At 33.4% G+C, this 20,508-nt stretch carries 16 protein-coding genes; 8 read left to right on the forward strand and 8 right to left on the reverse strand.

The features are described from left to right. The first annotated feature begins 2 nt into the window (after positions 1-2). The 3 genes from E0F91_RS11705 to E0F91_RS11715 all read left to right on the forward strand — a co-directional run bounded on the left by E0F91_RS11705 (position 3) and on the right by E0F91_RS11715 (position 4,708). On the forward strand, positions 3-3,155 hold the full coding sequence (locus E0F91_RS11705) for a synaptonemal complex protein 1 (protein ID WP_132066682.1): 3,153 nt from the start codon (positions 3-5) through the stop codon (positions 3,153-3,155). Next, positions 3,152-4,069: a hypothetical protein gene (locus E0F91_RS11710; protein ID WP_132066683.1), complete on the forward strand. Its 918-nt coding sequence runs from the start codon at positions 3,152-3,154 to the stop codon at positions 4,067-4,069. Before E0F91_RS11705 ends, E0F91_RS11710 begins: the two co-directional genes overlap by 4 nt. A gap of 315 nt (positions 4,070-4,384) precedes the next feature. After that, complete coding sequence (locus tag E0F91_RS11715; RefSeq protein WP_132066684.1) at positions 4,385-4,708, forward strand: helix-turn-helix domain-containing protein; 324 nt, start codon at positions 4,385-4,387, stop codon at positions 4,706-4,708. Positions 4,709-4,861: 153 nt separating this feature from the next. Here the strand turns inward: E0F91_RS11715 and E0F91_RS11720 are convergent, their stop codons facing one another. Further along, positions 4,862-7,621, reverse strand: coding sequence for an HNH endonuclease (locus E0F91_RS11720; RefSeq protein ID WP_132066685.1), 2,760 nt, complete (start codon positions 7,619-7,621; stop codon positions 4,862-4,864). A 509-nt stretch (positions 7,622-8,130) separates the two neighbouring features. On the opposite strand from E0F91_RS11720, the gene E0F91_RS11725 reads away from it, so the two are divergent. Both E0F91_RS11725 and E0F91_RS11730 read left to right on the forward strand, forming a co-directional pair. Continuing rightward, positions 8,131-9,279: a saccharopine dehydrogenase family protein gene (locus E0F91_RS11725; protein ID WP_132066686.1), complete on the forward strand. Its 1,149-nt coding sequence runs from the start codon at positions 8,131-8,133 to the stop codon at positions 9,277-9,279. A 132-nt stretch (positions 9,280-9,411) separates the two neighbouring features. Then, positions 9,412-10,125: a GYF domain-containing protein gene (locus tag E0F91_RS11730; RefSeq protein WP_132066687.1), complete on the forward strand. Its 714-nt coding sequence runs from the start codon at positions 9,412-9,414 to the stop codon at positions 10,123-10,125. A 79-nt stretch (positions 10,126-10,204) separates the two neighbouring features. Here E0F91_RS11730 and E0F91_RS11735 read toward each other — a convergent pair whose 3' ends face one another. Next, complete coding sequence (locus E0F91_RS11735) at positions 10,205-11,059, reverse strand: EamA family transporter (RefSeq protein WP_132066688.1); 855 nt, start codon at positions 11,057-11,059, stop codon at positions 10,205-10,207. A 258-nt stretch (positions 11,060-11,317) separates the two neighbouring features. Between E0F91_RS11735 and E0F91_RS11740 the strand changes: the two genes are divergently transcribed. Further along, a complete protein-coding gene (locus tag E0F91_RS11740; protein ID WP_132066689.1) occupies positions 11,318-12,313 on the forward strand; it encodes a metal-dependent hydrolase in 996 nt (331 codons plus the stop codon). 217 nt (positions 12,314-12,530) lie between these two features. On the opposite strand, the gene E0F91_RS11745 is transcribed toward E0F91_RS11740, so the two are convergent. The 6 genes from E0F91_RS11745 to E0F91_RS17740 all read right to left on the reverse strand — a co-directional run bounded on the left by E0F91_RS11745 (position 12,531) and on the right by E0F91_RS17740 (position 16,937). Then, positions 12,531-13,124: a 2OG-Fe(II) oxygenase gene (locus tag E0F91_RS11745; RefSeq protein WP_132066690.1), complete on the reverse strand. Its 594-nt coding sequence runs from the start codon at positions 13,122-13,124 to the stop codon at positions 12,531-12,533. 168 nt (positions 13,125-13,292) lie between these two features. Continuing rightward, a complete protein-coding gene (locus tag E0F91_RS11750; protein ID WP_132066691.1) occupies positions 13,293-14,756 on the reverse strand; it encodes an AAA family ATPase in 1,464 nt (487 codons plus the stop codon). A gap of 125 nt (positions 14,757-14,881) precedes the next feature. Next, positions 14,882-16,000 carry a vWA domain-containing protein gene (locus tag E0F91_RS11755; RefSeq protein WP_132066692.1) on the reverse strand — a complete coding sequence of 373 codons (1,119 nt, stop codon included), beginning with the start codon at positions 15,998-16,000 and terminating at the stop codon, positions 14,882-14,884. A 133-nt stretch (positions 16,001-16,133) separates the two neighbouring features. Then, a complete protein-coding gene (locus E0F91_RS11760; protein WP_132066693.1) occupies positions 16,134-16,523 on the reverse strand; it encodes a YchJ family protein in 390 nt (129 codons plus the stop codon). A gap of 7 nt (positions 16,524-16,530) precedes the next feature. Continuing rightward, positions 16,531-16,773: a hypothetical protein gene (locus tag E0F91_RS11765; protein ID WP_132066694.1), complete on the reverse strand. Its 243-nt coding sequence runs from the start codon at positions 16,771-16,773 to the stop codon at positions 16,531-16,533. A gap of 11 nt (positions 16,774-16,784) precedes the next feature. Next, positions 16,785-16,937: a hypothetical protein gene (locus E0F91_RS17740; protein WP_165930123.1), complete on the reverse strand. Its 153-nt coding sequence runs from the start codon at positions 16,935-16,937 to the stop codon at positions 16,785-16,787. 281 nt (positions 16,938-17,218) lie between these two features. Here E0F91_RS17740 and E0F91_RS11770 point away from each other — a divergent pair, with 281 nt between their 5' ends. Together E0F91_RS11770 and E0F91_RS11775 are read left to right on the forward strand one after the other, a co-directional pair. Then, the gene (locus tag E0F91_RS11770) at positions 17,219-20,062 is read left to right on the forward strand and encodes a PAS domain S-box protein (RefSeq protein WP_132066695.1); all 2,844 of its coding nucleotides are present in this window, start codon (positions 17,219-17,221) and stop codon (positions 20,060-20,062) included. Beyond that, a complete protein-coding gene (locus tag E0F91_RS11775) occupies positions 20,059-20,454 on the forward strand; it encodes a response regulator (RefSeq protein WP_132066696.1) in 396 nt (131 codons plus the stop codon). The genes E0F91_RS11770 and E0F91_RS11775 overlap by 4 nt, the downstream gene beginning before the upstream one ends. Positions 20,455-20,508 lie beyond the last annotated feature (54 nt).

The raw sequence follows: 20,508 nt of genomic DNA on the forward strand, positions 1-20,508 counted from the left end.
TCATGAATAATCCAAAAATATATTCGCTTTCAACTGTAGGAATTGTAAAACACTACAACCAGGATTACTTACTACATGAGCAAAGGACAGATTTTACCGGAAACAATGGGATAGGCAAATCTATCCTGGCCGATCTTATCCAGCTTATATTTATCCATGACGACAGCCTGATTGAATTTGGAACTTACAGTATGGACAAAGATGGAAGGAGCGCCTATACATTACCTAAAGATACCAGCGAAGGATATGCCTTTATGAACATCGAGGTGTCTGAAAACGCCTTTATAACTATAGGGGTGTGCATCCCTAATAAGAGGAGTAAAAGGCTAAAACCCTTCGTCATATTAAAAGATCTGGATCTTGATAAAAATATTGAAGAACTGACCTTTTCTGCATCACAGTTGCCGTTTCACAACAAATTCATTAACCATGGCCAGTTCCTTGGTCTTGCAGATCTTACGCGACATTTTAGGGATGAGCACGCACTCTGCCTGCAATACTTTATAACTAATGACGATAAGAGTCGCTACTATTCCTTTTTATATAAAAAAGATATACTTTCCATCAATCTTAGCATCAGGAGTAACCTTAAATCATTTGCCAAAATTATACAGTCTTTTTCAAGGGCGAAATCATTGAATCTTAAGAATTCTAAAAGCCTTAAGGACTTTATCTTTGAGGATACCGAAAAGGACTATCAGGAATTGTTCATCTCACATAAAAAAGAGCTTGAAAGGCAAATACAGGAATATAAGTCTTTGGAAAAAGAAATAGAAGAGCTAGAAAACAAGCAGGTTGCACTTACTCATTTGAAAACAATCGAGGACGAAAAAAGAATCGCACACCTGATTTCAATAAAATCCGAAATATATCAATTTAAAAAAAGCAGAAGCAGTTCGACAGCTAAATACAATGCAAGCCGTAGCTCACTGGAAGGATTTAAAAAAAATTTAGACAACCTCAAAGCCCGTGAACCAAGACTCTCATGCATTTTATTAACCAAGGAAACTTCAGTTTCACTCCTAAGGAATGAAGTTAACGCACTTAGAAAATATGAAGAATACAGCAAAGAGATAGAAAAACTGCGACAGGAGAAAAAAAGTATTGAAGATTGTGATGCCCCTGTAGTGAGTACATTTGAAAAAAATGATACTAACCCAGATGATTATCAAACACAGGATCTAATCAAAAGGATTAAAGAATTTAAGGATATTTTTATTCAGTATGGATCTGTGCCTGATATGCTAGCAAAGGTTGAGCAACAAAGGTCAGTACTGTCGAAACGTAGGACCGAACTCCAAAAAGAGTTTGCAGCTAATGAAACAATTCTTTCTTTAATAAAATTGCGGGAGGACGGCTCAATACTTTCGCAGGTTATTGACAAGAAACAAAGTCTTTCCTCTGGGCAGGAAGCAACATTGTTCAATCTGATCGATACCCATTGGGGTAAACCTTCAAGTCCTTCTGACGGGACAATGTACACGGAGAGTTTAAGTGCATTTTCCAAAGAAAATATAATCCCGGATCAGGCTTCCGGAGGATATTGGCTCAGGATGGGACAAATAAACCGATTTATACCACCACTACAGCAAGCTCAACTATTTAACGATCCTGACAAGTTGGATCAGGCTTTAAAGGATATGGAATCCACAATTACTGCGGCAAAGTCTGCCCTGCAGGCAGAACAAAAAGCACTGGATGATTTTGAAAGAGGCAGTAGTTTTCAGCATGAAAAAATTAACCTCGATTATCAGCTAGACCAGCGGTTGAAGGATTTTACGGCATACGAGAATTACGAGACGACCGCTTACCTGATTTCACAGCTGGATGAGAGATTTGAAAAGATTGTTCAGGAAATTCAGAGTTGCAAAGACAAACAAAAAGAACTCGGGCTCACAAGCAGAATCGACACTTCGAAATCTGTTGAGTTTTATGAAAAGGATCTTACAGCCAAGAACAAAAATCTTATAAAAATCAGTTCACAGATTGCTACTGAAGATACAAGGATCAAAACGCTGAAGGATGAACTCATCCCATCAATGGAGTCAAAATGTTCTTCAGATGAGATTGATGCAATTAAATTTACTGAAAAATATGACCAAAAGCTAACGGATTTTAAAAAGCTCTATCCTGAAGAAGATCCGAAAAACTATGATCAGGGTTCAATACGCACAATATCTTCTGAAGAGTTGGTCCAAAAGTATCAGTCTGTACGGGAAAGATACAACCAAGAGTACATGCTGATTGTCGCCAAATTTGAAGATACGTCCAACGAAAAAAATACTGAAGTCAATGACCAAGTAAACCAGTTAAAATATAATTTTCACATTTTAGAACAGGCCCTGTTGGGATCAAGAATCAAACACATTGACAACATCACAGAAATATTAAGGGAACTGAATGGCTCACGCCTAGGTATAGTAGAGGCGATATTTGAGACTATGCTGGAAATCTTTTCACAAACAAGTAAAAAGTTCAGCCAGTACCGATCTGTCATCAATGGATTGAATGAATTTTTCAAAGGAAAAGTCATCAGTAATAAATATTATTTCCAAATTCAATTTGAAGCTCGAAAAGACTTTACCATTGATTGGATCTATAAACTTCAGGACGAATCTGCCTCAGCCTATAAATCCGGTGAAATAGCCTTTTCAGATATATCTGTAGAGAGCTTTGTTGAAGACTTTTTCAAGAAAGCAACAGGTTTCAAACGCGGGATTAAATTTTCGGACCTTCTTGATCCCAGAACCTATTTCGAATTGAATACTAAATTAGAAAATGAGGCAGGAGACAAAGAAACACCAGGTAGTACAGGAGAAACTTATGCCGCCTTAGTACTCCTTGGCATAGGAAGGCTTTCAAAAGTGCAGTCGGACAGCAAAAAGGGAATAAAATTCATTATCCTTGAAGAGACTGCTAATCTTGATGCCACAAACTTTGGAACATTCCCCGACCTGGCAAAAGAGCATGGATATCAGATAATAACAATGACCCCAAAGCCTTATGGTTCCGACTCAGAAGACGGCTGGATTATACATCACCTAATTCCTGGCAAAATTGATACTGACATCAATTTTCCGATTCCCAGCAGTTATGTAAAAACCAACAGGACATCCACTCCCCTGCTAGAATATATTAAATCGCAAAAAAAATGAATTGGATAGTATTAAAATCCTTAAATGAAATTTATATCGAAGGGAAAACCTCAAAAAAAGAATCATTGCTTAAAGATCCTTTTGTCTTGCATTTGCTTAAAAATACTAAAGAACTCAAAGCATATAAAAACGATATTTTAAAAGGCAACGGTTTTGAAAAATTATATGAGCATAAATACCTTAATGAATTCAACAGATTCAACGCATTCCTTATGGAAAATGCACTCCTTAAATCACAGACTAGATTCGAAGAAAAAGACATACGAATACTGATGAGTATCAGGGAGCAAATGGATAGTGGTGAACTATACGCAGTAAGGGAACAAATTATCGCAAATCAAGAAAGTGTGAGAGGTGTTTCCCTTATGTTCTTTAAGAATGATAAATATCTTGAAGAGAAAATTTCATTAGTCAATGCCGTAAAGCAACTTTTAAAGATTGAAGAACTGGCAAACGATAAGGATCAGCAGTATCTCTATGTGTTGCAATGTAATGAACCAAACAAAATAGTTCTCTGTGAAAACCTTGACTTTTTAAAGCGACCTGCAGCTCCGAGGGCTAATAATATTGAATTGTGGTATGCAGGGGGCAAGAATATTGCAAAACTTAATTATGTTAATACAAGAGATTTACCAATCTACTACTCATGCGACTGGGATTATGACGGATTAAAAATTTTCGAGGCAGTATTAGAAAAGATTCCCGGAATAAAGTTGCTATATCCCAATGGTGATCCCAGGAGTATTGAAATTACAGAACACAAAAGCTTTTGGCAAAACAATACTCTTGCAGGGTTAAATGAGATGGCTTATAATCCAGATCAAAGAAATTTAATTAATAACCTTATTGACAAAAACCAATGGATTATCGAAGAGTCAAACAACCTGATTGACATGCTCTCAAGTCATTCATAATCATATTAAAAAGGCTTTAAAGTTATTCAACCACTTTATCAAACATTTATACATCAATTTCACCATCAAATAAAAAGTAGAAACTCTTTTAATCTTCATTTTAAATTTTAATAATACTTTTATAGCCTCCATTGACAAATATTATCATTTAATTTATTTTTTATTTATGGAAAACCGTATTTTAAGTATTTAACAAACAATTTCAAATATATCAATTAAAAAGACATTGACTAATACGTATATATATCTGTTTATTTATTAAACTATTGTAATGGTAATATGTACTTTTACATAGGATCTAAATAACAAATTCCCATGAAGCCATTTACTTTTGACCAGATACCAATAATGATGAAAAAGCTTTATGATAAATTAGAGCATTTGGAAAAACTTATTGAAAGAATCTCCCCTACCAGAAAAAATCAAGATGAACTACTAAACATTCAAGAAACATCAAAACTTTTAAATCTATCGGTATCAACAATCTATAGTAAAGTATGTAAAAGAGAAATTCCATTTAATAAACAAGGTAAGAGCATTTATTTTTACAAACATGAGTTAATGAAATGGATTAAGTCCGGTCGGATAAAAACTTATTTAGAAGTCCAAAATGATATTGAAAAAAGTTCAGAAATCTAGTGTTACTTTAGATTTTTGAATTCATCTCTTTTTAAGGTTCATCTCTGAATATTCTAATCATGTATGACTTAGCTTTTTTATGTTAAAAGCTCAAAGTCATATATGGCAAATTGACAAAAAATAATATAATTAAACTCGAATCAAAACAGGAAGTCAATCTTCCTGTTTTGATTCTTCTTTTCTTAAACTGATAAGACTTTCAAGCATTACATATTCCTCACCACTTTTTTCAGTCGCAGCTATGCCTAACTTTGACTTTCTCTTATCTGATGGCTTCTTAATTTTTTTGCGTGCTTTAGGAACAGCTTTATTTAATTTTTTACAGCTCTCTTTTCCAAGTTCAATATCCAAATTATAGAAAGCTTTTAATATATCTTCATGATCCTCTTTTTCTGTAAATCTTTGCATGACATGTTCTACCATTGGTTGCAAAGCCTTAGCATATTCCTTTTTTGTTGAATCACTCCCGTACGCAAGCTGGTACATTAAAACTCTAAATTCATGCAGATTTGCTTCATAATGCTTTTCAATATTACTTACAACTTTATTTAAGTCAAGTGCATCAACAAAATCCCTGCTAAAGCTATTTGTTCCATATTCCCCAAGCATTGAAATACTCGACAAACTTCCCCAATACCTTGGAGTAGCTTCTTCAAAATCTTTTTTTACTCTATTAAAATCAATAGAATTAACTATCTGATTAACTTCTTTTTCAAAAAAAATCAATTCCGTCAACCCTGAGATAAACAGTTGAGGAAATCGAATTTCCTGTAAACTACATGCTTTAATCTGTAAGCTGATTTTGTCAACAAGATATTTGAATTCACTTCTTTTGATGTTTCCTATGTAATTACGATAAAAAGAAATCAAGTCGTATATCAAATCAATTTTTCCCTTTTCATTTCTTTCAATTATTCTTTGAAAATCCATAAAACTTAATTTGCTTTGAAAATTTACTACCCATTCCAAATGCCCTATAGAAATAGTATTAAATAACCACGGTAGGTAATGAAATGCTTCGACATCTGAATTTTTAATAAGGTCAGCAAACTTATCAGAATCTATTTTATCCATAATCGGTTTAATAACTTCTTTGCAATGGTATTGCAATGTAGCTCCCATTTCGTTAAAATAGTATAGCGTACTTTCATCCCCATTATCAATCAAATCGGCTATTTTATCCGCCTTGTCTTTAAAAACCTCATTGGCAATTTTGCTGTGTCCTGGTAATGTTGTAGTATGAAGGTGTCTTGCCAAAATTGACAATATTGGCAAACCATGCTTAATAGTTTCATTCGTTAAGCTCTTCCATTGATCTATGGTTAATGAAGCAGACCATCTTTTAGTATAATCATTGGCTTGCCCATATTTCAACCACGACCAAAGAATCATTATTTCCCTAGCTTTTGTAAAGTCCTTAAACACTTCATCCAACAACTCAGAGCAACCCGTTCTATTCATGAAGTAAGCATTTTCGATAAATGATTTGGAAAACTCACGATGAACCGTTTTAAACATGCCTCTGCTTTCAACTAAAATCCTTCTATGACATAAATGATTTAATTTATCTTTTAGCCATTCCTTTGTTGGCACGGATTGCTTTTTCAAGATACTATTTCGACTATATAACTCAATAATTTCATCAATACTGGAGCCCTCTTCAACTTTTGCAATCTGTTTGATAGAAATATAAAGTACAACTAAATCAAACCTATCTTCAGCTTGAAGTTCGGTAAACATTTTACTTATCCTTAGTAGTCCTCCACCTAACATAAAAATAAACTGCCATACCGTATCTGTACTCTTAGCATAACTTTCAGCAACCCTGTTTAGATGCTGGTCCAAAACTCCATAACCAATTCTATCCCCATTGTGATAATTGATTTCATTTTGAGCTAAGTAACTAATAATTTCTGTTTCACTTTCTAAAATAGCTGCAATTACCTCTTCGCGAAGTATAGGCCAACTAATATGCTCAACACAATTAGGAAAGTGTTGTTCTAAGTTACCTTCACTACTGAAAGAGTTTCTTGTGTTTACAAGAATTATTTTTTGTTCTTTTTTAGCAAATTGTAAAATGCTTTCAATTTGTTCTGTTTTAAGTTTGGTATTTGCATCATCAATAATTAAAACTAGTGTCTTTTGTGCAAGTGTTAGAAATTGAGATATTTCTTTAGCAATTTCGACACTTGATTTATCAGAAACAACATATTTAAATACTATAGCGTCTTTAATGTGCCCAGCAATACCTTTTGCAAGAGTTGTTTTACCACTACCGGAACCGCCTGCAAGTATAAGTTTATTCTCTTTTTCAATAGTCATTAAACAATGGTCAGATAAATATCCTTTGGCAAGCTGTAGACAAACAGATCCTTTGGGAGAAGAAAAGGAAAACACATCAGTAATATTTCCTTTTACCGAATAATCTATTATTTCAAATGCACCAAACGGGAATGCAATTCCTTTTGTTTTGTACTCCTGTGCAATACTCCAAAGATTCTCCCAGACTTTTTTAATAGCTTTTTGTTCTTCGATAGTTATTTTTTTTGCATGTATATTAGCATGGTCATTCGGACACACTAAAGCCAAATTATCTTCATCATTATTTCTACTCACATGATATTCATCTATATGATGTATGTGAAAAGGCCTTGTAGAAATACCATCTGAACAGTAGCAACAAACCTCACCACTTTTTGATAAAACAGCATCCAGTACTTCATCAGATATAGGATCCCTTTTTGTTTTACTATAAATCAATTCAACTTCATCATTTGTAAATCCAGCCTTTAAAAGAGCATGTTTGCTCATGGGCTTAAGACTACTAATATTCAATGATTTTGAGTCAATCTTTTGAATCAAATCTGTGTCAAAACCTAACTCTAATAATCTCTTTTCTGAATCCTTTCTCATAATGTATGTATCATGTATTTGTAAAGATAAAAATCATTTCTAAGCGACTAATCATTTTTATGTTAGTAATATAATCAACATTCAAAATTTATATTATTTTTGCATGAAACAACTCCCATGAGTTATGTTATCTCAATAAGGATACTTTGTTTTATTTTGTGATATTTCGGCCAGATTTGTACCATTTTTGTACCATATAATCTGGAAACGCCAGTAAACACTGGCTGCTATTTTCTGTATTGGGAAGTAATTTAGCATTGAGTCAGCAGTTGCTGTGTACCTTAATTAGGCTGCCATTTTCCGCTTTACACTACAAGTCCGCAGTCATTGCCCTAAAAACAGAAACCCAAAAAAAGCTTCCGCTGGTCGCTTTATGGGTTTTGTTTTTTAATGGGCGCTTCCCTTACGGGCTTTTCGTTGCTATCAGAGGCAGAAAATTCATTTCAAGAAAAAATAAATTGCTATACGCACTAAAATGCGGAACCAATTAAAAATAGTATCTTTAAAATATGAAAAAGCATCACACTATCATTATAGCGGGAGCCGGCGGAATAGCCGAAGCTGTTGCTTTATTACTCATGGAATGGAGTGACGTGACTCCTACCTTATACATTGGTGACAGAAACCACAACAAAGCAAAAAAAGTAACGCAGTGGATTCAAGAAGGAACAACGAAAAAGAAATCCGTTCATGACTTTCATCTTAATGAAATAGAACTTACGAGTGAAATGGAGACCATTTTGCGTCGAGGTAATATCATTCTCGACTGCCTTCCTGGTAGTCAAGCACCACGTATGGCGCAATTTGCTAAAGATTTTGATATGCATTACGCCAATCTCACAGAATATGTTACCGAAACTTCCCAAATAGTAGCTTTGGCAAAAAATGCCAAAACAGGTTTTGTTCTTCAAACGGGACTCGCTCCAGGGTACATCGATGTACTGGCAAATGGACTTTTTCAGCAGTTTTGCAATGACTTTGAAGTTGATAAAGTAGATAAATTAGAATTTAAAGTTGGCGCCTTGACCAATCACGCCGTTGCTCCACATTACTACGGATTTACTTGGAGTCCAATAGGTGTGGCTACGGAATATTTGAAAGATACCCTAGTGCTCCGGGATTTCATAAAAACAACACTCCCTCCATTATCGGAAAGAGCTTCTATTATTATTGAAGGTATAACCTATGAAGAAGATCTTACCTCTGGCGGAGCAGCAGATTTACCAGAAGCGCTCTCTGGGAAAGTGCGTTCACTAGATTACAAAACCTTACGCCATCCCGGTCACTATGCATGGATTCAAGAGCAACTTTCTATTTTGGAAAATACTGAAGAAGCGATAAAATTATTACAGCAAGCAATGGAGGCGGCAATTCCTCATGTCGAGGACGATCAAATTATCTTATATGCTGCGGTTGAAGGTAAAGATGCTGCTGGTATTTTGCGAAGACGTGAAATTGCAAAGCGCATTACACCCCAAATAGTAGGAAAGCACAAATTGAGAGCTATACAAACAACCACAGCGGCGCCATTAGCCCAAGCAGCACAACTATTGCTAGAATCATCGCTACGTGGTGTTGTTCTTCAAAGCCATATTGATCCCGAATCCTTTTTAAATGGAAATTATATCATCCAGGTCTATGGAAAAACAACTACTTAATCCAAATTAATCATTTATTTTATAATTTCGATAAGTAGTTTTCTGTTAAAATACACTACTAAAAAAAGCAAATTGTTTTGTACTTTTGAAACTTAAAAAATCAATCGAGAAGCAATAAATAAGAAGCACGCAATGAATTCCTATTACTTACACAACGGCACGGAAAGTAGCGGTCCATTTAATTTAACCGAATTGAAAGCCAAATCAATTTTAAAAACAACACCGGTTTGGTGTGAAGGAATGCAAGATTGGAAAACTGCAGGTGAAATAGCAGAATTACAATCTATTTTCAGAGTGATGCCTCCACCTATTAATACTACTACAGCACTTCCAAAACAAAGTACTGAAGAGGCAAATACAAAAATAATAGGGATTGACAAGTCGCTTTTTTACATGCTCTCCGGAATTTTGATTTTAGTAGTTGGAACTCTTATTTTTAATTATTTTGAAGAAGGCAGAAGTGCTGAACTTAAACAAAAAAACAGCATTACGGAAAGGAATAATCTACAATTTCAATTACAGGAAAAAGAAATTGAAGAACAAAAGAATCGCATAATTGAACAAGAAAAACAGGAATTTGAAAGAGTTTTAAAAGAGAGAAAACAAACCCTAAACAATAGGCTTTTTGAAATTAAGGAAAAACTTGCTATTGATTTCAGTGCTTTAGATCAAGCTAAAGATAAGCTGGCTAAAGCTACAGATTTTCAATTTTTAAGAACAAACAGTGAGAGAAATGAGGACATCAGTTTGATCGAAAATGAAATTGAAAATTTAAATGTAGAGATTGAAAATTTAAAGAAAGAAATGGATCAGCTCTACTTAGAATTAGAAAAAATAAAATCCTAAACAAACGAATCTAAATGGCAATCTTAACTAGCAGCATTCTATGTCATTTAAATAAGTAGCTACAAAATAGTATCTTTTTCTATTTTGTTTGTGAAAGCACAATTAAAACAATCGCTACCAACGCCATAAAAAGACCAGCGTAATTTATTTTCGTAAGTTTTTCTTTGAAAACTAAAATACCAACAAGACTCCCTATTATAATTACTCCCATATTCATTCCTGCAAAAACTGTTGACGGATTTTTAGCAAATGCTTGATGTGCCTTAAGATAAAAGAGAATATTACCAAAGTTAAAAATACCCACTAGCCCACCAAAAACTATGTTTTTCGGCTGTAATCGAACTTTATTTGCAAGCAATTCGTAACCTACTACTGCAAGCATGATTAGCAATGCAATACTAAAAACTATAAATAGAGAAGTGGTATAAGGTAGTGTTGTAAATAGAGCGATTTGTTTAAAAAGGATGTCTATAACCCCAAAACCCAGCAGAACTACAGTAGGATAAATCCATTTGTTCTTGGTATTTTGTGAGGGTTTAGACAGAATTAGTACCAGAGCTGGGAACCCAACTACAAGAGCCGTAACTTTAAATACATTGAAATCCTCCTTAAATATTAACCAAGCAGCTAAAATCGGAATGAATAATGAAAGTCGCTGAGCAGCATCGGTTTTTACAATTCCCATGTACTTAATGGAAATTGCCAGAAATAGAAATACTGAAGGTAATAAAATACCAAGCGCTATATAAATATGCCATGGTGACGAAGTGTTCACCTCATTCAAATTTGGACTGAAAAACCAATAACATAAAACAAGAGCAAACAGATAATTAGCAGCAACAATTTGTGCATTATTAACGTTGTAATGGCGAGAAAATTTAAACAGTATTCCCACAGTGACACTGCAAATAATACTCAAAATCAGAAATAGCATAGTACAATTTTAGAGTGCAAAACTACCATTTATTGTCTCTCCAATTGCTCTTTTTGAAAATTAAAAAAACATAAAAAACAGATTTAAAGACGAAACTAAAAAATCCTCTAATTAGAAATCCTTGTCTTTAAGGTATTTCAAAAGACTTATTTCAATACTATTTATTACTAAACAGGAGTTTTAGCAAGCTGAAATTATGGCACAAACATTTACACTAACACTACCCAGATATTATTTGATTTCAGCTACTTTTGTGTCATGGATTCTTTTACTCAAATCGCTTTAGGAATTGCAATAGCTGAAGTATGCGCTGGCAAAAAATTAAAGAATAAGACTTTTTTGTATGGTGCTATTCTTGGTACCATTCCCGATTTAGATGTTGTAGTTGGCCTTTTTTTAAATCCAATAGATGCTGTTCTCATTCACCGCGGCATCAGCCATTCGATTTTTCTTTTTTTGATTTTATCCCCTATTTTAGGTTGGTTTATTTCAAAAATTGAAAGAGCCAAAATTAGCTTCATTCTGGCCACTACTATGGTTTTTTGGTGCCTTTTAACTCATGTATTGTTAGACATGTTTACCTCATGGGGTACACAAATTTTGTGGCCGCTGGATCATCGCTTTGCCTTTAAAACCATTTTTGTAGTTGATCCGTTATATACCATTCCGCTGCTGATTGCATTGCTTTGGGTATGGAGAACCAAAGATCCTTTGCTTCGTAAAAAGTACAATTATAAAGGATTGATTTTTAGTACTGCCTATCTTATTTTATCCTGCTTTATAAAATTGTATGCCTTGCACCAATTTGAAAAAGCATTACTAAACCAGGGAATTCATTATTCTGAAATTATCGTAAAACCTACGCCTTTGAATCTGATTTTGTGGAATGCCAATGTAGCAACGACCAATTCTTATTTATTGTCCAACTATTCATTATTTGATACCCAACCCATTTCATTTGTAGCTTACAACAAAAATAAAATTTTAGAATCAAAGCTGACAAGAAACACCGATTTTGAAAAACTAAAAAAAGCCAGCGAAGGTTGGTACATTATTTCTCGAAAAAAAGAAACTTTATACTTTAATGATTTACGCTTTGGACTATTGAATGATAATCCTGTAAACCCTCAATTTGCTTTTAGTTATCAATTTATTGCCAACAATAGCGACTTGAATGCCGTTGAAGTCCCTAAAAGCAAAAGAGATGGAAAACGACTTTTACATAAAATATTTAATCGACTCAAAGGAAATTAAGATGCTCCTTATTTTATACATTACACTACATTAAAGGAATGAAAACGAAAAAAGCTTTCGGCAGTTACTATTTTTTCCTAAATCAAATCCATTTGTATTATAGGTGATAAAATTAAAATCAAACCATTCATTATTAATTAAATAAATCAAACCATTCAATGTGATTATTTAATATAAAATACAACTAAATAGTAGTCTTACTTTTCAATTTAAAACATCAATCGCTCTTCAACCATCCCGTAATACTCATTCTAGTATTTTGAGTTACTAAAACTTCATGAACTAACTCATCACTTTTAAAAAAAATAGTTTTACCTTGAGTTGGAGCAATTTTTTGATTGTTATTTACTTGATGAATCAATAATTCTCCTCCATCACTTTCTTGCCAATTGCTATTCAGGTAACTAATCATAGAATATTTACGACTGGGATTGTTTTTGAATTGGTCTAAGTGCTTTAAATAAAAATCACCCGATTCATAAAGTGAATAGTGAAATTCATAACCTGTTATTCCGGCATAACAACTTTGGTTCAAATAAAGAATAAACGCTTCTATTTGAGTAAAGAATTCGTTTTCGAAAGCATTATTGTGTTTTTTGTCAAGCCAATAAATAGAATCGCTTCGGATAGCTCCATCATACGAAACCTTCACTGAGTTCCCAACTCCAGCTTCCAGCAATAAACTTTGCTCATTCAAACTAATTAAGTTCTGCTTTAAATTATTAGCCAAAGTAGTACTCAAAAAATGTTCGGATATGCCTACTTTATTTTCGATATAAGTAGCAATCAAATCCTCAAAGCTATTTTCCATGTCATTTTTATTGACTGAATATACCGCCAACGGGACAAGGTAGACTAAATAAAACCGGCATCGTCGTTTATAGAAATAAATAAAATTATTCCCTTATAATTTTCATTTGCTTTGCGATTGCCAAAAATAAAAAAGGGTTTAGAAATGAATCTAAACCCTTACTTATTTTTATAATTTGCTGATATAACTTCCGTAAATATCTTTAAACTGATAGCCTTCAGAAAAACGATCTTTGCTTAGTTTTTTATATTCAACCAAAGCCCAAAGTATAAATTCCTTCATGAAAAATTTATCTTCCTTGGCGAGTTGAGGTTGGTATTTCTTGATTAAAACTTCAAGAGGAACAATACTTCCCAAGATTCTTTCATATTCTTCATCAGAACAATCATCTAATAATTCGAAACCACTTTCGGCAAAAAACCATTCGATGATATCCGTATAAGCTGTTTTTTCATCTTGCTTTTCCAGCTTTTCAATTTTTGGAAAATAAGCTGGAAAAAAGGTATGGATTGCATCGCCTAATAAGTGCTGTGCTACAACGGCTGCACCCTCCTGCTCTCCTTCATATACTAATTCTACTTTTCCAGTAATCGCAGGAATAATTCCCATAAAATCAGATAAACGTAAAGTAGTTTGATCTGCTCCTGATCTCAATGCTCTGCGTTCCGCTGTACTTAATAAATTCTCAAAAGCAGTAATACTCAATCTGGCGCTTACACCACTTTTATTGTCTATGTATTCACTCTCACGAGCCTCAAAACTGATTTGTTCCAATAAATCCCTTGCTAATGAAGGAACATAGACCATCTCGTTCTGCACTTTATCTAATTTAGCTTCTTGCTCTGTAATTGTTCTCGCAATTTTTATCGTATCGGGATAATGTGTCAAAATTTGAGAACCAATTCTGTCTTTCAATGGTGTTACAATACTTCCACGATTGGTGTAATCCTCTGGATTTGCCGTAAAGACAAATTGCATGTCCAAGGGCATTCTTAATTTGAAACCACGGATTTGGATATCACCTTCTTGCAAAATATTAAACAAAGCAACTTGGATTCTTGCTTGTAAATCAGGTAATTCATTAATTACAAAAATACAGCGATTGGCTCTTGGAATCATCCCAAAGTGAATCACTCGATCATCAGCATAGGATAATTTCAGATTTGCGGCTTTTATCGGATCTACATCTCCTATTAAATCGGCAACGGTTACGTCTGGAGTAGCAAGCTTCTCAAAGAAACGATCGCTTCTGTGCAGCCAAGAAATGGGCGTTTCATCTGCTTTTTCGGCAATTAAGTCTTTAGCAAAACGGGAAATTGGTTTCAAAGGATCGTCATTAATTTCTGAACCCGCTACAAACGGAATGTATTCGTCTAACAATTCGATCATTTTACGCGCTAACCTCGTTTTGGCTTGACCACGGAGTCCCAATAAATTGATGTTATGACGTGATAAAATGGCGCGCTCCAACTCTGGAATTACCGTATTTTCAAATCCATGAACGCCTTCGAATGTTGGTTTTCCTGATTTGATTTTTTCTCTCAAGTTCAAACGCAATTCATCTTTTATGCTTTTGCTTTCGTATCCTGATTTTTTTAATTCGCCTAATGTTTTTATATTTTCTATTTTCATGTTTGAAATTTAACGATTGAAAGAAGGACTACTTTAAAAATTGTTTTCCTGCTCTTTCTATCTATTATCTTGATTAATTATCTTGTTCGCTTTATTCTTTTTTACTCTACAGTGTTTGTATCGCTTTATTTAATTCTCTTCTTTCTATTTGTTTCATAATCTTCAAAAATCATTTCGCCCAAACCTTTTAATCCAGTATAGAACGCTTTTCCTTGATTGGCTTCGGTAAATTTATTGACAAACTGCTGTAGATAAGGATCATTAGCAATCATAAAAGTAGTAATCGGAATGTGTAATTTACGGGCTTGTTGCGCTTGACTGTAGCATTTATCTACAATATATTCATCTAGACCATTGCTATTCATATAATACGAACCGTCCTTTTCCCGAACGCAACTTGGTTTCCCATCCGTAATCATGAATATTTGTTTATTGGTATTTCGTTTTCGACGAAGTAGGTCCATTGCTAGTTGCAAGCCTGCGACAGTATTAGTGTGAAATGGACCCACTTTTAGATAAGGTAAATCTTTGATAGCAATCGTCCAAGCATCATTTCCAAAAACTAATATATCTAAAGTATCTTTTGGATAACGTGTTGTAATTAGTTCAGCTAGAGCCATTGCCACTTTTTTAGCTGGTGTAATTCTATCTTCCCCATACAAGATCATACTGTGACTAATATCAATCATCAAGACGGTGCTCATCTGAGATTTAAATTGTGTTTCTTCAACAACCAAATCATTTTCAGTCAGCATGAAACTGTCGACTCCATTATTGATTTGGGCATTTCGCAAACTTTCTGTCAATGAGATTCGCTCTAGTCCATCACCAAAATGAAATTCGCGAAATTCACCAGTATGTTCGTCACCATTTCCGGCATGTTTGGTTTTGTGATTTCCACTGCCACTGCGCTTTAAATTCCCAAAAATATTGTCTAATGCCTGCTGCCGGATGGCTCGCTCCGTTTTTGATGTAATTCCAATTCCTGAACTTCCATCTTCTTTAAGTTCATCTCGGATGTAACCTTTTTTCTTTAAATCTTCGATAAAATTATCAATGGTGTAATTTTCATCCGTCAATTTATATTCTTTGTCTAATTCCCGCAACCAGTCGATTGCTTCATCAAAATCTCCAGAAGTATGTGTGATTAATTCCTTGAAAATTCCAAAGAGTTTATCAAACGGAGATTGATTTGGCGCTTCGTATTGCTTGAAATAAAAACCTTTTCTATTGTCATTTTTCATAATTGTTAAAATTACATCATTTTCAAATGACCCTGCAAAAACGTTTATTAATTTTTAGTTAAAAGCGTTTTAATAAAAATAGTCATCGGAATAATGGAGCCAAGAATGCTCTTTCTAACGTAATCAAAAAAAATCAAAAGAATTCCCCATCCACATAAAACCAATTCCCATTTTCAAGTTTAAAAGAGGAAAGTTCATGATGAATTTGCTGCTGGTTTTTAGAGTCCAAAAAGTAGGCTTTGAACTCCACCGTATATTCGGTTACGTGTATAATTTCTAATTGAAGCCATTTATTACTGGTCGCCCAATTAAGAATTTCTGATTTAGAATGGGAACTTCTTTTGGAGACATGAGTTGTTGCTACCAAATAATCAGCTTGATGCGTCACATAGGCCGAATAACGAGAACGCATTAACAATTCAGCTGTTGTTGCTTTTTGAATGCCATTAATAATGGGTTCACAACATTCCTGATAGGATTTACCCAAACCGCAAAAACAAGTTTTCTGGTTGCTATTTAGCATGCTACTTTTAGATAGAAGTTGTTGCCTGGCCATTAAGTCCTACTATTCTTTGGTGTAATTGATTCAACAAAACTTGATACCTACTTATTTCTATCAGGTCTTCATCTTCTTCGGCAAAATCGAGTAATTCATCTAGCTCTTCGCTAACTGCAACTAATTTATTGTTGGCTTCTTTGGCATTTTTTTTAGCTATAAAATCAATTATTTCTTGAACACCACTTTTTACTTGGTCAAATTTATTTATTTCCATGATGCGGCTTTTTAATTATTTTTCGAAGCGTTATTTTCATTAAACTTCTTTACAATTTGCTTTAACTTTTCTTTGCGCACAATTTCCGCTTGTTTGACTTTATCTTGTGCTTTATGCAATTTGTCGTTGTGTTTTTTAATATTTCTGTCGTTATTTCTGCTCATACCCGTCTATTTTTAAGTAATCTATTTGTTATTTGATTCAATAAATGCTGTAAAGTTCGGTTTATTTCTTTAAATCCAACCTAAAATTTATTATTTCTAGAGTTACTTTCTTTGCAATAATTAGTTTTTTTAGTAAAAATGATGATGTAAAAGGTACTATTGGCTGAAGAATATCATCCTGAAGTAGTAAAATATAATTTCAAAATAGGATTCTCATGTTATATTTTTTTATATATTTATTTTTTGAATAATAAACTTTTAGAAAACCAACCTAATAAAAAATGAAGTCTGGAAAAAAACACAGCAAATTCATCGGATGGTTTTTTAGCAAACCAAAATTAACAGGTTTTTTAACATTCTTGTTTTTGAGTTATATTACCGGTTTTATTTTATGGCAGCAATATAAACTCATTAAAGAAGATGAGCAACGCGAAATGAACTCTATTGTTCATGTCGTGCATCAAAACATTGAACAATCGCTTAAAAATTGTTATACCACTACACTGACTTTAGCACTCACTATCGATAACAACGGGATTCCTGAAAATTTTGACAGTGTTGGCAAAACACTAATGGCCTCAAATGCTAATATTAATGCGGTACAGTTAGTTCCAAAAGGAATTATAAAATACATATATCCCATGAAAGGGAATGAAGCGGCTATGAATTTAAATATTCTAACGGATCCTTATCTTAAGGAGGAAGCTTTAAAATCAATTGCAACTCAAAAAATGTATTTTGCAGGGCCTTTAAAATTAAAGCAGGGCGGTATGGGAATTGTAGGAAGGTTTCCCGTTTTTCAAAATAATAAATTTTGGGGTTTTTCCGCAGTAATCATCACACTAGAAACACTTTTAAAATCATCTGGAATCGATAATATAGATGATTCTAAATATTATTTTCAATTTTCAAAATACGATTCCACAGAACAGAAAGAGATTTTTTACTTACCTAATAAAAGTGATTTTTCTAAAAAATATAAAATTTCATTAAAAATTCCGGATGGTGATTGGAAGTTATACATCATATCAAAAAATCAAAATTATCTTTATTCTCAAATTTTAATTCCTGGAATCATTGGAATCATAATAGCCGCTCTTTTTGGGCTATTAATTTTTACGCTTTTAAAAATACCGGAAGAATTACAATCATTAGTGAGCATTCAGGCTACTAAGCTTTTGAATTCTGAAATAAAATTTGGGGCTATTTTCGATCAAGCAGCGGTGGGAATTGCGCACATAGATTCCTTTACAGGAAATTTTATTGAAATCAACAATCAATATTGCCAATTATTAGGATACACGCAGCAGGAAATGAAAGATAGGAACTTTCAATCTGTAACTCATCCAAAAGATTTAGAAGAAGATTTACTAAATCTTGAAAAACTGCGAGAAGGAAAAATTGCAGCGTACACAATGGAAAAACGATACATTACAAAAGAGGGTGCTATTGTTTGGATAAATTTAACGGTCTCTCCGCTATTAAAAAATAATAAAAAAGTAACAACACACATATCTATAGTTGAGGATATTTCAACAAAAAAAGAAGCTGAATATTTAATTAAAAAAAATGAAACCCGATTTAAGAGTCTGTTTGACGACTCCCCTATGCCGTTAAGAGAAGAAGATTTTTCTGAAGTTAAAAAATACTTAGAAGAACTGAAATTATTAAATAAAAGTAAAGATATAGTTACTGATTTTTTTTACGCTAACCCACTTGTTGTAGAAAAGTGCCATTCCTTAATTCAAGTCATCAATATAAATAAGGCCAGTTTAAAATTATATAAAGTCAAATCCAAAGAAGATTTAATTCAAGCGAAGTCAGAACTATTTAACATAAGATCCAAGAAAGATTTCATTGAGAATTTAATCGCAATCACCCAAGGAAAGAAGCAGTTCATTATTGATACGATAATAAAAAATGCCAAAGGAGAATTTCGTGACATTAATTTAAGATGGAATATAGTTAGAAGTTACACAAAAACATTCGAACAAATCATTGTCTCTACAGAAGATATTACGGATCGGATAGCCACTGAAAAAATTATGCTTGACACAAAACAAAGAGTAGAATCATTGATTAATACCATAGACGGAATAGTTTGGGAATGTGATGCTACAAGCTTTTCGTTTAATTTTATAAGTAAAAAAGTAGAAAATATTCTGGGATATACTGCTGCCGAATGGCTTGCAGAACCCACATTTTGGCAGGATCATATCTACTGGGAAGACCAAGAAATGGTTCGAAATTATTGCAAACTGAAAACAGAACAAAAATTAAACCATGATTTTGAATATAGAATGGTTGCTAAAGACCATTCGATTGTTTGGCTCAGGGACATCGTAAACGTAGTTTTAGAAAATGGCAAAGCGGTTAGTTTACGTGGTATTATGATTGACATAACTAAAACTAAAGAAGCGGAAAAAGAGTTGAATTCTTCCTTTACGATAGTGACAGAACAAAATAAAAGGTTGCTAAATTTCTCTTATATTGTTTCCCATAATTTAAGATCACATACCAGCAATATCGCCTCTATCGTTTCTTTGATTGAATCCTCCGAATCCGAAGAAGAAAGAGAACAAATGATGCAATTATTAAAAACTGTTTCCTGCTCTCTTAACGAAACCATGATACACTTAAATGAAGTCATAAATATTAGGAATAATATTGGATTAGTATCAGAATCTTTGAATTTAGCACATTATATTACAACTGTAAAAAGTGTGCTTTCTGAACAAATCACCAGTCATGAAGTAACTATTTCATCTGATATACCGCAGGATACTTTTATTAATTATAACCCCGCTTATCTGGAAAGTATCCTGTATAATATTATTTCAAACTCAATTCGATACAGACATCCGTCTCGTAAACCCATCATAAAAATTAATTTAGCGGTCGAAAATGATAGGAAAGTACTTCAAATTTCAGATAACGGTATAGGTATTGATCTTGTGAGAAACGCTGACAAAATTTTTGGCATGTACAAGACCTTCACGAACAATTCTGATTCCAAAGGAATTGGATTGTTTATCACCAAAAATCAAATTGATGCAATGGGAGGAAATATTACTGTGGAAAGCGAACCCAATATTGGAACTACCTTTAAAATTTATATTCAATGACAAAAAAAGCAATCTGGATAGTTGACGATGATGCCATTTACCAAATTATAGTAAACAAAATAATTCAAAGGTCAGAGATGTTTTCGGCGATTTCCTCTTTCAAAAATGGAAAAGAAGCTATTGATAACTTGGATCATGCTGCAACAATTAATGGTGATCTTCCAGATATCATTTTACTGGATATCAATATGCCTATAATGGATGGATGGGAGTTTATGGAAGCAATGGCGCTTATAAAACCTAAATTGCATAAAGAAATCGTCGTCTATATTGTCAGTTCCTCGATTGCCATTGAAGATAAGAACAAATCAAAATCGTATGAAAATATTTTAGGATACCTCTCCAAGCCCATCACCGTAAATGATTTGGTATTAATTGCTTCAAATGATTAAAGAAAGCATGCTATGAAGCTTCCTAAAAAATATTAAATGATGCTGTGAGAACTA

Source organism: Flavobacterium sandaracinum (assembly GCF_004349135.1).
Lineage (GTDB): Bacteria > Bacteroidota > Bacteroidia > Flavobacteriales > Flavobacteriaceae > Flavobacterium > Flavobacterium sandaracinum.